The organism is Shinella fusca (assembly GCF_014203155.1).
GTDB classification, from domain to species: domain Bacteria; phylum Pseudomonadota; class Alphaproteobacteria; order Rhizobiales; family Rhizobiaceae; genus Shinella; species Shinella fusca.
On record NZ_JACHIK010000008.1, the window covers coordinates 1 to 13,647 of the forward strand.

Annotated in this window: 12 protein-coding genes; 1 reads left to right on the forward strand and 11 read right to left on the reverse strand. The window is 64.0% G+C overall.

Annotated elements, in window-relative coordinates; translation table 11 throughout:
- Window positions 1–211: 211 nt before the first annotated feature.
- From HNQ66_RS12795 to HNQ66_RS12825, 7 genes are all read right to left on the reverse strand, one after another.
- Complete coding sequence (locus tag HNQ66_RS12795) at window positions 212–2,404, reverse strand: esterase-like activity of phytase family protein (RefSeq protein ID WP_184144553.1); 2,193 nt, start codon at window positions 2,402–2,404, stop codon at window positions 212–214.
- Between the two features lie 270 nt (window positions 2,405–2,674).
- A complete protein-coding gene (gene hupB, locus HNQ66_RS12800; RefSeq protein ID WP_108001199.1) occupies window positions 2,675–2,950 on the reverse strand; it encodes a DNA-binding protein HupB in 276 nt (91 codons plus the stop codon).
- Between the two features lie 201 nt (window positions 2,951–3,151).
- Window positions 3,152–5,575 carry an endopeptidase La gene (lon, locus tag HNQ66_RS12805; RefSeq protein WP_184144554.1) on the reverse strand — a complete coding sequence of 808 codons (2,424 nt, stop codon included), beginning with the start codon at window positions 5,573–5,575 and terminating at the stop codon, window positions 3,152–3,154.
- Between the two features lie 571 nt (window positions 5,576–6,146).
- A complete protein-coding gene (clpX, locus tag HNQ66_RS12810; RefSeq protein ID WP_184144555.1) occupies window positions 6,147–7,424 on the reverse strand; it encodes an ATP-dependent Clp protease ATP-binding subunit ClpX in 1,278 nt (425 codons plus the stop codon).
- A 293-nt stretch (window positions 7,425–7,717) separates the two neighbouring features.
- Window positions 7,718–8,350: an ATP-dependent Clp endopeptidase proteolytic subunit ClpP gene (gene clpP / locus HNQ66_RS12815; protein WP_184144556.1), complete on the reverse strand. Its 633-nt coding sequence runs from the start codon at window positions 8,348–8,350 to the stop codon at window positions 7,718–7,720.
- A gap of 223 nt (window positions 8,351–8,573) precedes the next feature.
- A complete protein-coding gene (locus HNQ66_RS12820; RefSeq protein WP_184144557.1) occupies window positions 8,574–8,960 on the reverse strand; it encodes a type II toxin-antitoxin system VapC family toxin in 387 nt (128 codons plus the stop codon).
- Window positions 8,957–9,205: a type II toxin-antitoxin system prevent-host-death family antitoxin gene (locus HNQ66_RS12825; protein ID WP_184144558.1), complete on the reverse strand. Its 249-nt coding sequence runs from the start codon at window positions 9,203–9,205 to the stop codon at window positions 8,957–8,959. Before HNQ66_RS12825 ends, HNQ66_RS12820 begins: the two co-directional genes overlap by 4 nt.
- Window positions 9,206–9,305: 100 nt before the next feature.
- Between HNQ66_RS12825 and HNQ66_RS12830 the strand changes: the two genes are divergently transcribed.
- The gene (locus tag HNQ66_RS12830) at window positions 9,306–10,556 is read left to right on the forward strand and encodes a cytochrome P450 (RefSeq protein WP_184144559.1); all 1,251 of its coding nucleotides are present in this window, start codon (window positions 9,306–9,308) and stop codon (window positions 10,554–10,556) included.
- Between the two features lie 18 nt (window positions 10,557–10,574).
- On the opposite strand, the gene HNQ66_RS12835 is transcribed toward HNQ66_RS12830, so the two are convergent.
- The 4 genes from HNQ66_RS12835 to HNQ66_RS12850 all read right to left on the reverse strand — a co-directional run bounded on the left by HNQ66_RS12835 (window position 10,575) and on the right by HNQ66_RS12850 (window position 13,446).
- Entirely contained in the window at window positions 10,575–10,919 is a 345-nt protein-coding gene (locus tag HNQ66_RS12835) for a cupin domain-containing protein (RefSeq protein ID WP_184144560.1), read from the reverse strand.
- A 200-nt stretch (window positions 10,920–11,119) separates the two neighbouring features.
- Window positions 11,120–12,403: an O-acetylhomoserine aminocarboxypropyltransferase gene (locus HNQ66_RS12840; protein WP_184144561.1), complete on the reverse strand. Its 1,284-nt coding sequence runs from the start codon at window positions 12,401–12,403 to the stop codon at window positions 11,120–11,122.
- A gap of 111 nt (window positions 12,404–12,514) precedes the next feature.
- Window positions 12,515–12,943 carry a CoA-binding protein gene (locus tag HNQ66_RS12845; protein WP_184144562.1) on the reverse strand — a complete coding sequence of 143 codons (429 nt, stop codon included), beginning with the start codon at window positions 12,941–12,943 and terminating at the stop codon, window positions 12,515–12,517.
- A gap of 65 nt (window positions 12,944–13,008) precedes the next feature.
- Entirely contained in the window at window positions 13,009–13,446 is a 438-nt protein-coding gene (locus HNQ66_RS12850) for a CoA-binding protein (protein WP_184144563.1), read from the reverse strand.
- Window positions 13,447–13,647 lie beyond the last annotated feature (201 nt).

Sequence of the window (13,647 nt, forward strand, 5' to 3'; positions counted from 1 at the left end):
ACAATGCGAAAACTCCTCACCATCCTCAACGCAATCATCCGCGACGGCAAACCATGGAAAAACGCTTGACCACAAAGACAGTCGCTCTCCCCGCAGGCGGGGCGAAGGGAACAGGATGCACCGTTTTCCTCAAGCAATGCCGGTTCGCAGGGCAAGTCCCCTCTCCCCGCTTGCGGGGAAAGGGTTAGGGTGAGGGGCAACCGCCACCGACTTACATCGCGTTGAGCGGGCCGATGCCGAAGAACAGGGTCTCGCCGGAGGAATCGTCGACGCCGTCGTTGTCCGTCACGACGAAACCGTTGCCGGCGGCGTCGATGGCAAAGCCCTCGACCTTGTCGACGACATAGCCGTTGCCGGCCTTGAGGTCGGGGATGAGGTCGCGGACCTCTTCCTTCCTCACCACCGGTAGTTCCCCGCCGAGCTTGGCCGGCTTCAGGTCGGCGAGCGCCACGCGATAGAGCTTCTTCAGCTTCGCGGCCGTGCCGATCAGGTTGTCGCGCTCGATGATATAGGCGTGGTCGCCATGGGCCGCGATCTCCGAAAGGCCGACCCAGCCTTCCGCCGTCGTGTCGAGCGGATAGCGCACCGCACCCCATTCCTTCGAGGAAGGCTTGTAGGAGACGAGCTTCACGAAGCCCTTCTCGTCGTCGCCCCATTCGCGCTGCATGGCCATCCAGAGGACCTCGTCGTCGCCTTCGCCGACGCGGGTGATGCCCTCGAAGCCGAAGCGCTTCTCATGCGCCCGCAGCTCGGCGGGGATGGCGATCTCCCTGTCGATCTCGCCCTTCTCGTTCACATGGAGGATGGCATGGGGAACGAGCTTGTCGGCATCGCCCTCGTTGGCGAGCCAGAAGCCGCCCTTCCCGCCCGGCGTCAGGCCTTCGCTGTCAAGCTTCTGGGCGGGTGCGCCGTTGCGGGTGATGCGCAGCGCATCGACGATCTTCGCCGGCTTGGCCGTCGCGTCGATCGTGAAGATCGTCGGCTGCGCGGCGTAGAAGGAATCGTTGACGGCATAGAGCATGCCCGGCTTGCCCTCGACCGGTGCGAGGCCGGAGAGCGCGCCGAAGCCGATCAGCTCGCCGTCCTTTTCCGTGGAGACGATCTGCGGATAGGCCGCCTCGCCTTCGGCGCGCTCGTAGATCATGACATGCGAGCGGGCGCCGCCGTCTTCCACGAGGTCCGTCTCGTTGGCCGTTACCAGCAGGTTGCGGCCGGGGATGGCGACCGCACCTTCCGGGCCGATGCCCGACGGCAGGAGCTGGAGAAGCTCAGGCTCGGCGCCCGTATCCTCGTAGACGCCGACCACCGAGGCACGCTCCGCCAGCACGAAGAAGAGGTTGTCGTCGCCGAATTTCGCCGCCTCCAGGCCTTCCGGCTCGATGCCCTTCTTGTTGCGCTTGTCGGGATAGTGGCCGATCTTCGCCACCTCGCGTTCGAAGGACGCACCGCTCTCGTAGAGAACCTTGCCCTGCTTGTCGAAGATGGTGAAGCCGCGCGCGCCGCCCTTCCAGTCGCCTTCGTTGGCGACGACGAGGCGGTCGTCGTCCAGCCACTTCACGGCGTCGGGCTCGCGGGCGGCGTCCTTCATCTCGCCGGTGAACGTCAGCGCACCGTCCTTCCTGGTGTCGATGCCTTCGAGGCTGACGGTGCCGGCGGAGAAATGCGTCTTCACGGCGCCCGTCCTGCCGTCGACGATGACGATGTGGTTGTTCTCCTGAAGCGTGAGCGCCACTTCGTCGAGGCTGTTGAAGGAGACGAATTCCGGTTCCGGGTCGTCGCCGGCGATATCGGCAAGCCCGGTCAGCGCGACATGCCGGATCGAGCCGCAATCGACGACGCCGTCCTTGAGCGGGAGAAGAACGAGGTCGCCGGCCGGCATCTGCGGCAGATCGCCGTCATTGACCTCCTCGTCGCGCTCGTTTTCGATGGCGATGGCGGCGAGCGTCTTGTCCCTGTTGAGCGCGATGGAATCCGGCTGGCCGCCGAGATCGCAGGTCGCTTCCACTTTCCTCGTGGCGATATCCACCTGGGCGAGGATGCCGGAAGGCTTGGTAAAGCTCTCGCGCGTGTTGACGGCGACGAGCGCCTTGCCGGCGGCGATGGTCACCGAGGTGGGCTCGCCGTCGAAGGGGACGATGCCGCCGGCCATCGGGGCCTTCGCGTCGGTGATGTCGATGAAGCCGATCGCCTTCAGCGGGCTGTCGGAATAGACGAGCGTGTTGCCGTCCTCGCTCGTCGCGATGATCTCGGACGAGGTGGGCGTCGCCTTGTCCTTGCCGTCCGGCAGGTTGTCGGCGACGGCGAAGGATGCAATGCGGTTGAATACGGGCTCGGCGCTGGCGGCGGGCGCCGCCGATGCGGCGAGGACCGCCGCGAGCGCGGCGGTGAGCGAACGGGTCTTCATGAAAGCCTCCGGAATCCGGTTTCAAGGAACCCGGCGGTTCTGCGGCCTTCGTGTAACAGCCGCATGACAGGCGGCCGTTCCTTGGCTCAATAAAAAGGGGCCCGGAAAACCGGGCCCCGATCCTGAAATCCAGGATTTTGCGGCGGAGTGGATAACCGCTCTGCCCTGCAGCGCAGCGCGCCATGAATGACACATCAGGCGCTGCACGACATCGATATGCCGCGTGATCCCTAAACCGCTTCCGACTTAGGGATCATGCGGCACGAAGGATCAGCCGTTGACGGCGTCCTTCAGGCCCTTGCCGGCCGAGAACTTCGGCACGTTGCGAGCCGGGATATCGATCTCGGCGCCGGTCGAAAGGTTGCGGCCCTTCGAAGCTTCGCGACGCGATACGGAGAAATTGCCGAAACCGACGAGACGAACGTCGCCACCGTTCTTGAGTTCGCCCTGGATCGTCTCGAAAACGGCGTCGACAGCCGATGCTGCGTCCGTCTTGGAGAGGCCGGACTTCTCAGCGACCGCGGATACGAGTTCATTCTTGTTCATGTTTCCACCCCTTTCTTACGGTTTGAAACGACTCATACAAGTCGGGGGCAGAATACGCATCGCCCTTCGACCCGCAAGAATATTTCGCCGCAATCCCCTGAGAATCCGGGGTTTACACACGTTTTCAACGAAAAAGACCGGCCCGAAGGCCGGTCTTTCGCTTTTCCGCGCCGAAAACGCGGCAATGCGGGAGGCGAAGGCTCAGTGCGCGACGGCGCCTGCGCCCTCCTCGGACGATTCGACGGCAGGCACCTTGGCCGCCTCGAGAGAGCCGTCCCATTCGATCGGCTCGGGCTTGCGCAGCAGCGCATGTTCGATGACCTCGCCCATGCGGGAGACCGGGACGATCTCCATGCTGTTCTTCACGTTGTCCGGAATATCCGCCAGATCCTTGGCGTTTTCTTCCGGGATCAGCACCTTCTTGATGCCGCCGCGAAGGGCTGCGAGCAGCTTCTCCTTGAGACCGCCGATCGGCAGGACCCGGCCGCGCAGCGTCACCTCGCCCGTCATCGCGATGTCCTTCGAGACCGGGATGCCGGTCATGATGGACACGATGGCGGTCGCCATGGCGATGCCGGCCGACGGGCCGTCCTTGGGCGTCGCGCCTTCCGGAACGTGGACGTGGATGTCCGTCTTGTCGAAGCGCGGCGGCTCGATGCCGAAATCGACGGCGCGCGAGCGGACATAGGAGGCCGCCGCCGAGATCGATTCCTTCATCACGTCCTTGAGGTTGCCGGTCACCGTCATGCGGCCCTTGCCACCCGGCAGGCTGACGCCTTCGATGGTGAGCAGCTCGCCGCCGACTTCCGTCCAGGCAAGGCCCGTGACGACACCGACCTGATCCTCGCGCTCGGCTTCGCCGTGGCGGAAGCGCGGAACGCCGAGGAAGTCGTGGATGTTCTCCGCCGTGACCTCGACCTTCTTCGCCTTGCCCTTGATGATCTCGGTGACCGCCTTGCGGGCGAGCTTCATCAGTTCACGCTCGAAGTTACGAACGCCCGCCTCGCGGGTGTACTGCTGGATAACCGCCATCAGCGCGCCGTCGGTGACCGAGAATTCCTTCGGCTGCAGCGCGTGGTCGCGGATCGCCTTGGGCAAGAGGTGCCTTTTGGCGATTTCCAGCTTTTCCTCTTCCGTGTAGCCGGCGATGCGGATCACTTCCATGCGGTCCATGAGGGGCGCGGGAATGTTCAGCGTATTCGCCGTCGTCACGAACATGACGTTGGAGAGATCGTATTCGACTTCCAGGTAGTGGTCCATGAAGGTCGAGTTCTGTTCCGGGTCCAGCACCTCAAGCAGGGCCGAAGACGGGTCGCCGCGGAAGTCCATGCCCATCTTGTCGATCTCGTCGAGCAGGAAGAGCGGGTTGGACTTCTTCGCCTTCTTCATCGACTGGATGACCTTGCCGGGCATCGAGCCGATATAGGTGCGGCGGTGACCGCGGATCTCGGCCTCGTCCCGCACGCCGCCGAGCGCCATGCGGACATATTCGCGGCCCGTCGCCTTGGCGATGGATTTCGCAAGCGAGGTCTTGCCGACGCCCGGAGGGCCGACGAGGCAAAGGATCGGGCCCTTGATCTTGTTGGACCGGGCCTGCACGGCGAGGTACTCGACGATGCGCTCCTTGACCTTGTCGAGGCCGAAATGATCCTCGTCGAGGATCTTTTCCGCGTTGTTGAGGTCGGTCTTGATCTTCGACTTCTTGCCCCACGGAATGCCCGTCAGCCAGTCGAGATAGTTGCGCACGACGGTGGCTTCGGCCGACATCGGGCTCATCTGGCGCAGCTTCTTGAGCTCGGCGTCCGCCTTCTCGCGGGCCTCCTTCGAGAGCTTGGCCTTGGCGATCTTCTCTTCCAGTTCGGCCATCTCGTCGCGGCCGTCCTCGCCGTCGCCGAGCTCCTTCTGGATCGCCTTCATCTGTTCGTTGAGGTAGTACTCGCGCTGGGTCTTCTCCATCTGGCGTTTTACACGCGAGCGGATTCTCTTCTCGACCTGCAGGACGGAGATTTCTCCTTCCATGAAGCCGAGCGCCTTTTCAAGGCGCAGCTTCACGCTCGTCGTCTCCAGCATTTCCTGCTTCTCGACGATCTTGATGGAGAGGTGCGAAGCGACCGTGTCGGCGAGCTTCGAGTAGTCCTCGATCTGGCTCGCGGCGCCGACGACCTCGGGCGAGATCTTCTTGTTGAGCTTCACATAGTTCTCGAACTCGGAGACGACCGAGCGCGACAGCGCCTCGATCTCCACCGGGTCCTCTTCCGGCTCGGCCAGCACATGGGCCGTCGCCTCGTAGAATTCCTCGCGGTCGGTATAGCCGTCGATCTCGGCGCGCGCGCGGCCTTCGACCAGCACCTTGACGGTGCCGTCGGGCAGCTTGAGGAGCTGGAGAACGTTGGCGACGGTGCCGATGCGGTAGATGGCGTCGGTCTCCGGGTCGTCGTCGGAGGCGTTGATCTGGGTGGCAAGCATGATCTGCCTGTCGGTGCCCATCACCTCTTCCAGCGCGCGGATCGACTTCTCGCGACCGACGAACAGCGGCACGATCATATGCGGGAACACCACGATGTCGCGCAGGGGCAGGACCGGGAAAGCGGTCGATTCGTGCGGCGCAGACGTCTTCTTCGTCATGTCATTTCCTTTCAAACGTCCCGTTTCCGGGAACCGGACCGATCGGTGCTTGGGCTCACCGGGCCGGCGATCTTTTCCACCCACAAGTGGCGTGCGGTTAACGCTTTTTCAAGTACGGCCGCGGAGTGCCCCACCTCGCGGCGGACCGGATATGCGCTCACATGGAGAAAGCCTAGCCTGCGGCCCTGTCGCGGAACTTGCGGCCTTCTTCCGGCAAGACCGCCGGAGCATACGCGAGACAGAATCGAAGTCTTCCATTCTGGCGTGGCGCGCATCGTTTCGCAACGGCGCGCCAAAGCAGCGGAAGGTTGCGCATCATGCCCCTTCCCCCGGCGAACGACCAGTCACGAAATGTCGCTAGGCGGCTCACACGAAAAGACCCGCCGCAGCGGGTCCCGGACCGTCGGCAAACAGCCCCTCATCCGCCTGCCGGCACCTTCTCCCCGCAAGCGGGGCGAAGGGAAAGGATGCCGGGGCTTCGCGAAACCGGAAACCGGTTCGGCATTCCCCTTCTCCCCGCTTGCGGGGAGAAGGTCGCGGCAGCGGGATGAGGGGCCGTTCCGCCAGCCGGTCAGGCCGAAACGTTGGCCTTCTCTTCGGAGCGCTCCGAGTAGATGTAGAGCGGACGGGCCGCGCCCTTGACCACCTCGTCGGAGATGACGACTTCGCGCACGCCTTCCAGCGTCGGCAGCTCGAACATCGTGTCGAGCAGGATCTTCTCCATGATCGAGCGAAGGCCGCGGGCGCCGGTCTTGCGGACGATCGCCTTGCGGGCGATCTCGCGCAGCGCGTCCTCGTGGAAGGTGAGCTCCACGTCTTCCATCTCGAACAGGCGCTGGTACTGCTTGACGAGCGCGTTCTTCGGCTCGGACAGGATCTGGATCAGCGCGTCCTCGTCGAGATCCTCCAGCGTCGCCAGCACGGGCAGACGGCCGATGAACTCGGGGATGAGGCCGAACTTGACCAGGTCTTCCGGCTCCAGTTCGCGCAGGACCTCGCCGACGCGGCGGTCTTCCGGCGCACGCACCGTCGCGCCGAAGCCGATGGAGGTCTTCTCGCCGCGGGCGGAGATGATCTTGTCGAGGCCGGCGAAGGCGCCGCCGCAGATGAACAGGATGTTCGTCGTGTCGACCTGCAGGAATTCCTGCTGCGGATGCTTGCGGCCGCCCTGCGGGGGAACGGAAGCGACCGTGCCTTCCATGATCTTCAGAAGCGCCTGCTGCACGCCCTCGCCCGACACGTCCCGCGTGATGGACGGATTGTCGGACTTGCGCGAGATCTTGTCGACTTCGTCGATATAGACGATGCCGCGCTGGGCACGCTCGACATTGTAGTCGGCCGCCTGCAGGAGCTTGAGGATGATGTTCTCCACGTCCTCGCCGACGTAACCGGCTTCGGTCAGCGTCGTGGCGTCGGCCATGGTGAAGGGCACGTCGATGATGCGGGCGAGCGTCTGGGCGAGGTAGGTCTTGCCGCAGCCCGTGGGGCCGACCAGCATGATGTTCGACTTCGCCAGTTCCACGTCCGAGCCCTTGGCGGCATGCGCCAGGCGCTTGTAGTGGTTGTGCACCGCGACCGACAGGATGCGCTTGGCCTGCTGCTGGCCGATGACGTATTCGTCGAGGACCTTGATGATATCCTGGGGCGTGGGAACGCCGTCGCGGGATTTCACCATCGAGGTCTTGTTCTCTTCGCGGATGATGTCCATGCACAGTTCGACGCATTCATCGCAGATGAACACCGTCGGTCCGGCAATCAGCTTGCGGACCTCGTGCTGGCTCTTGCCGCAGAAGGAGCAGTAAAGGGTATTCTTGGAGTCGCCGCCGTTGCTGCCGCTGACCTTGCTCATATCACTTTCCTTCCAGCACGCCGCCCATTCCTTGCGGAAGATGGCCGGACCACTCAAACCGCCCTTGCCGGAACCGCTCGCGCCATCCGTCAAAGGCTCCAGGGGTACTGACCGGAAAAGGGGCTGGGCCCCAGACCCGGTGGCAACGAATCCCCCACCGAAATACCGAATGCTAGGCTGTCACAAATCAACATAGCATTAACGGCCAATATTACCGCCTTTGCCGGGCGGATAAAGCCCCGTGGACCTTACAAATGTGTCACAATAGCTTCATCCGCGGCAAAACCATGACCTTACGCTGCGTCAGGTCCTTCGACCGCTTCGCGGCTCGTGATGACGCGGTCGACGAGGCCCCAGTCCTTCGCCTCGTCCGCGCTCATGAAATGGTCGCGGTCGAGCGTCTGCTCGACTTCCTCGTAGGTGCGCCCGCAATGCTTGACGTAGACCTCATTCAGCTTGCGCTTCATCTTGAGGATGTCCTTGGCGTGGCGCTCGATGTCCGAGGCCTGGCCCTGGAAGCCGCCGGAGGGCTGGTGCACCATGATGCGGGCGTTCGGCGTGGCAAAGCGCATGTCCTTGTGGCCGGCGGCCAGAAGCAGCGAGCCCATCGAGGCGGCCTGGCCGATGCACAGCGTCGAGACGGCCGGCTTGATGAACTGCATCGTGTCGTAGATCGCCATGCCGGAGGTGACGACACCGCCCGGCGAATTGATGTAGAGCGCGATCTCCTTCTTCGGGTTCTCCGCCTCGAGGAAGAGAAGCTGCGCGCAGACGAGCGTGGCGATATGGTCCTCGACGGGACCCGTCAGGAAGATGATGCGCTCCTTCAGGAGGCGCGAATAGATGTCGTAGGAACGCTCGCCGCGGTTGGTCTGCTCGACGACCATCGGCACCAGAGCCATGGCGGTATCTACGGGATTTGTCATGTCAATCCTTCATCTCAAGTGGCCCTGAAACCCGTCGCAAGCGTTGGGAATCAGCAAGTTTCGTCCTCCCTACATAGAGTGTCAGGGTATCGGACTTCAAGACGGCCGCATGTTTTGCGGCGCTCTATGCCAGAATGCGGTTAACCGGCGCGCGGCCGAAGCGCGGATTTCCACAAGCGGATGGCGGACAGGGTGAAGGAAGGGTGAATCCTGCCGGGCAGGATCACACGAGGCGGATCGGGCCGGGATAGGACGCCAGACGCCGGTCTGCGGTCAGTAGCAGGAGACCCTCGGTTCGCGCCTGGGCGACGAGCATGCGGTCGAAAGGATCGGCGTGAATGGCCGGCAGGTCCGCCACCGCAACCGCGTGCGCGGCATTGATCGGCAATTCCTCGTAGCCGTTTTCGAGGAGGCCGCGCCGGACAAGGGACGCATCGGCCGAGAAATCATGCCGGTTCAGAGCCTGCTTGATCGCGATTTCCCAAATGCTTGCGGCACTGAAAACCAGCAGGTTATCCTCGTCGGCCATCAAGGAGACCGCCTCGGCGCTGAGGCGTTCAGGCCCTTCGGCGGCCCAGATCAGGAGATGGGTATCGATCAGCAGCCTCATTCGTCACCGCTGAACAGTTTTTCGATTTCCCCCTCGCCCATCCTGTCGAAATCCGCGGGAACCTTCAGTTGCCCCCGAAGGAACCCGAAGCGACGCGGAGCCGCCCTGGCAGTGCCGCTCTCCAACGGCACGACGCGCACCATCGGCTTTCCCGCCTTGGCGATGACGAAGGCCTCGCCCTCTGCCGCCTGCTCGACAAGGCGGGAAAGGTGGGTCTTGGCTTCATGGATGTTGACGACACGCACGGGCGCCCCCTCATGGACTTAGTCCACTAAACTTAGTTCACTTCATCCTCATTGTCGAATCGCTCTTTCCGACGGGCGCCAAATGGATTAGCTCTCGGCCATGACGACGACGCACCTGCCCTTCCTCAACATCGATCCCGCCAGCCGCCGCGTTTCGCTCGACGGCCGCAATCCCGATTTCTACCGCGATCCGAATCCGGCCTATGCGGCGCTGCATGCGCACTGTCCCACCTTCTGGTGGGAAGAGCAGAAGATGTGGTATTTCACCGGCTACGACCATGTGAACGCGCTCCTGCGCGACCGCCGCTTCGGCCGGCAGATCCTGCATGTGGCGACGCGCGAGGAACTCGGGATGCCGGCGCCCCAGCCGCATCTTGCCCATTTCGACGCCGCCGAGGCCTGGTCGCTGCTGGAGCTGGAGCCGCCGGAGCACACGCGGCTGCGCACCCTCGTCAACCGCGCCTTCGTCTCGCGCATGATCGAGAAGCTGACGCCGGAGATCGCCGCGCTCTGCCATGAGGCGATCGACCGTTTCGAGAGGGACGGCAGGGTCGAACTGCTGTCCGCCTTCGCCGATATCCTGCCGGTGACGATGATCGCCCGCATGATCGGCATTCCCGACGCGATGGGGCCGCAGCTCCTGAAATGGTCGCATGCCTATGTGCGCATGTACATGTTCGGCCGCACCCGCGAGGACGAGGTCAATGCCGACAGGGCGGCCGAGGAATTTTCCGACTACGTGCGCGGCGTGATCGCCGAGCGCCGGGCCGAGCCGCGCGACGACCTGCTCTCGCACATGGTGCACACCGAGCACCGCGGCCAGCTCCTCACCGAGGACGAACTGGTCTCCACCACCATCGTGCTGCTCAATGCCGGCCACGAGGCGACGGTGCACCAGATCGGCAATGCCGTGCGCACCATCCTCGAAAACGGCGCCGATCCGGCCATGCTCTTCGCCGATGCGAAAACGACGGAGCGCACGGTGGAGGAATGCCTGCGCATCTCCGCGCCGGTGCACATCTTCCAGCGCTATGCGCTCGAGGACGTCGAACTCGACGGCATCCGGTTCCGCCGCGGCGAGAAGGTGGCGATGATCCTCGCCGCTGCCAATCTCGACCCGAAGAAATTCACCGACCCGCTCACCTTCAGGCCGGATCGCGACGAGGGCGCGAACCTCTCCTTCGGCGCCGGCATCCATTTCTGCATCGGCGCGCCGCTTGCCCGTCTGGAGCTGAACGTCGCCCTGCCGATCCTCTTCCAGCGCCTGCCCGGCCTCAGGATCGAGAAGAAGCCCGTGGTGAAGGACGTCTATCACTTCCACGGGCTGGAGGCGCTGGAACTCGCATGGTGATCACGGCATGCGAAAAACCTAAAGCCGGATGACGTAATCCTTGCGAGTCGTTTCAACGACTTCCCAGGTTCCCTTGAAGCCGGGCCTGAGGATCAGGCGGTCGCCGGCCTTCAGGTGCGTGGTCTCGCCGTTTTCCGAAACGATGATCGATTGTCCTTCGAGGATGTGGAAATATTCCCACTCGTCGTACTGGATGCGCCATTTGCCCGGCGTCGACTGCCAGATGCCGGCATAAAGGCCGCCATCGGCTTCTTCGATGTTCCAGGTGGTGAAGACCGGGTCGCCCGCGATCAGCCGGTCGGCGGCAGGGCGGCCCGTCTCGGGCTCGATGCCGGTAATGTCGAAATCGCGTATCTTGGTCATAAGGCTATCCGTTCCTTCGTGAGCGAAGCGCCCCTCGTCCGGCTGCCGCTACCTTCTCCCCGCAAGCGGGGCGAAGGGGATGTTGCGCCGGCCTCCTCAAGCATTGCAGGCGATGAACGGGAAAGGCGCCCCGCATGTTTCCTTCTCCCCGCCCCGCGGGGAGAAGATGGCCGGCAGGCCGGATGAGGGGCGATCCCGCCTCAAGCCTTGGCCAGCGCCTGCTCGATATCGGCGATGATGTCGGCGACGTCCTCAAGACCGATGGACAGGCGCACGACATCCGGGCCCGCGCCGGCGGCCACCTGCTGCTCCTCGGAAAGCTGGCGGTGCGTGGTGGAGGCCGGGTGGATGACCAGCGAGCGCGTGTCGCCGATATTGGCGAGGTGCGAGAGCATTTCCAGCCCCTCGACGAAGCGCTTGCCCGATTCGTAGCCGCCCTTGAGGCCGAAGGTGAAGACGGCCCCCGCCCCCTTCGGCGAATAGCGCTGCTGGAGGGCGTGGTTCTCGTTGTCCTCAAGGCCGGCATAGTTGACCCAGGCCACCTTGTCATGGGTCTTCAGCCACTTGGCGACGGCAAGCGCATTGTCGCAATGGCGCTGCATGCGAAGCGGCAGCGTCTCGATGCCGTTGAGGATCTGGAAGGCGTTGAACGGCGAGATGGCCGGGCCGAAATCGCGCAGGCCCAGCACCCGGCAGGCGATGGCGAAGGCGAAGTTGCCGAAGGTGGCGTGCAGCACGATGCCGGCATAATCCGGCCGCGGCTCGGACAGCGCCGGATATTTCCCGGAGGCCGACCAGTCGAAGGTGCCGCCGTCGACGATGATGCCCCCCATCGACGTGCCGTGGCCGCCCATGAACTTGGTCAGCGACTGCACGACGATGTCGGCGCCGTGCTCCAGCGGGCGCAGGAGATAGGGCGTCGCCATGGTGTTGTCGACGATGAGCGGCAGGCCGTGGCGATGGGCGATCTCGGCGATGGCCGCGATATCGACGAAGGTGCCGCCGGGATTGGCCGGGCTCTCGATGAAGATAGCCTTGGTTTTGTCGTCGATCTGGCTTTCGAAGGCGGAAAGATCGAGCGGATCGACCCAGCGCACATGCCAGTCGAAGCTCTTGAAGGCATTGCCGAACTGGTTGATCGAGCCGCCATAGAGCCGGCGCGCGGCGATGAAATTGTCGCCGGGCCGCATGATCGTGTGGAAGACGAGGAGCTGGGCGGCATGGCCCGAGGCGACGGCGAGCGCCGCCGTGCCGCCTTCAAGCGCCGCGACGCGCTCTTCGAGCACCGCCTGCGTCGGGTTCATGATGCGGGTGTAGATATTGCCGAAAGCCTGCAGGCCGAAGAGCGCGGCGGCATGGTCCGTGTCGTTGAAGACGAAGCTGGTGGTCTGGTAGATCGGCGTCGCCCGCGCGCCGGTCGTCGGGTCCGGCTGGGCGCCGGCATGGATGGCGAGCGTGGAAAATCCGGGCTTGTTCTTCGTCATGAATGGGGCCTCCCTGGCTGAGTTCCGGCACTATTTCAGAGAGATAGGGGGCGGTCAAAGAAAGATTTTCCGCCAGGAAGGCAAGGCGCAGGGCGCGCTTTGCGGAAATCTTCAGGCGACGAGGCGCGGATATTCGATCGCCGGGCAGCGGTCCATCACCACCTTGACGCCGGCGGCCTCGGCCTTGGCGGCCGCCGCATCGTTGCGCACGGAGAGCTGGCCCCAGATCGCCTTGGGCAGAGGGTCGAGCGCCAGCGCCTCATCGACGACGGAGGGCAGCGCATCGGCCGCGCGGAAGACGTCGATCATGTCGATCGGCTCGAGGATATCGGCAAGGCGGGCGACGACGGGCTGGCCGAGGATCTCCTTGCCGGCCTGCCCCGGATTGACCGGGATGACCCGGTAGCCCTTGCGCAGGAGGAAACCCATGACCCGGTAGCTCGGCCGCTCGGGGTTCGGCGAGGCGCCGACGAGCGCGATCACCTTGGTCGAGCGCAGGATGTCGGCGAGATAATAGTCCGGATAAGAATCGTGATTCATGGCGTTACCCCGTTTCTCGGCGGAGAATTGGGATAACGCAACGTGAAGTCAATATGCGCCCTGCGTCACGACGCCTTGAGCATCAGCACCGGATATTCCGTCACCGGGCAGCGGTCCATGACGACCCGGATGCCCGCCGCTTCCGCACGGGCGGCGGCGGCATCGTCGCGCACCGTGAACTGGCCCCACAGCACGGACGGCAGCGGGCAGAGCGCCAGCACCTCGTCGACGACGGAGGGGAACTGGCTTGCCGCGCGGAAGACGTCGACCATGTCGATCGGCTCGGGGATGTCGGCAAGGCGGGCATAGACGGTCTGCCCGAGGATCTCTCTGCCGGCATGGCCGGGATTGACCGGGATGACATGATAGCCCTTGCCGAGCAGGAAACCCATGACGCCGTGGCTCGGTCGCGCATCGTTCGGCGAGGCGCCGAGCACGGCGATCGTGTGCACGGATTTCAGGATCTGGCGGATATAGCCGTCGGGATAGTGATCGTGGTTCATCGCTGCCTCCTTCGGCGTTGGCGACTGTCTCTCACACGTCTTCCAGGCCGATACCCTAGCGCAAAACCTTAAAGAAGCGGACCGCGCCGCCAGCCGTTGGGGCGGGCAGATTGTGCCAATCCGGGGCACATCCGGCCGTTTTCACCGCACTTGACCGGCCTTGGCGGAAAATTCCGGATTGCAAATCGCCGGCTTTGGGCG

Excerpts from the sequence above, each read along its gene's own strand:
- clpX (WP_184144555.1), bottom strand. The coding sequence starts at position 7,424 with ATGAGCAAGGTCAGCGGCAGCAACGGCGGCGACTCCAAGAATACCCTT.
- clpP (WP_184144556.1), bottom strand. The coding sequence starts at position 8,350 with ATGACAAATCCCGTAGATACCGCCATGGCTCTGGTGCCGATGGTCGTC.
- HNQ66_RS12820 (WP_184144557.1), bottom strand. The coding sequence starts at position 8,960 with ATGAGGCTGCTGATCGATACCCATCTCCTGATCTGGGCCGCCGAAGGG.
- HNQ66_RS12795 (WP_184144553.1), bottom strand. The coding sequence starts at position 2,404 with ATGAAGACCCGTTCGCTCACCGCCGCGCTCGCGGCGGTCCTCGCCGCA.
- lon (WP_184144554.1), bottom strand. The coding sequence starts at position 5,575 with ATGACGAAGAAGACGTCTGCGCCGCACGAATCGACCGCTTTCCCGGTC.
- HNQ66_RS12840 (WP_184144561.1), bottom strand. The coding sequence starts at position 12,403 with ATGACGAAGAACAAGCCCGGATTTTCCACGCTCGCCATCCATGCCGGC.
- HNQ66_RS12830 (WP_184144559.1), top strand. The coding sequence starts at position 9,306 with ATGACGACGACGCACCTGCCCTTCCTCAACATCGATCCCGCCAGCCGC.
- HNQ66_RS12845 (WP_184144562.1), bottom strand. The coding sequence starts at position 12,943 with ATGAATCACGATTCTTATCCGGACTATTATCTCGCCGACATCCTGCGC.
- hupB (WP_108001199.1), bottom strand. The coding sequence starts at position 2,950 with ATGAACAAGAATGAACTCGTATCCGCGGTCGCTGAGAAGTCCGGCCTC.
- HNQ66_RS12850 (WP_184144563.1), bottom strand. The coding sequence starts at position 13,446 with ATGAACCACGATCACTATCCCGACGGCTATATCCGCCAGATCCTGAAA.
- HNQ66_RS12835 (WP_184144560.1), bottom strand. The coding sequence starts at position 10,919 with ATGACCAAGATACGCGATTTCGACATTACCGGCATCGAGCCCGAGACG.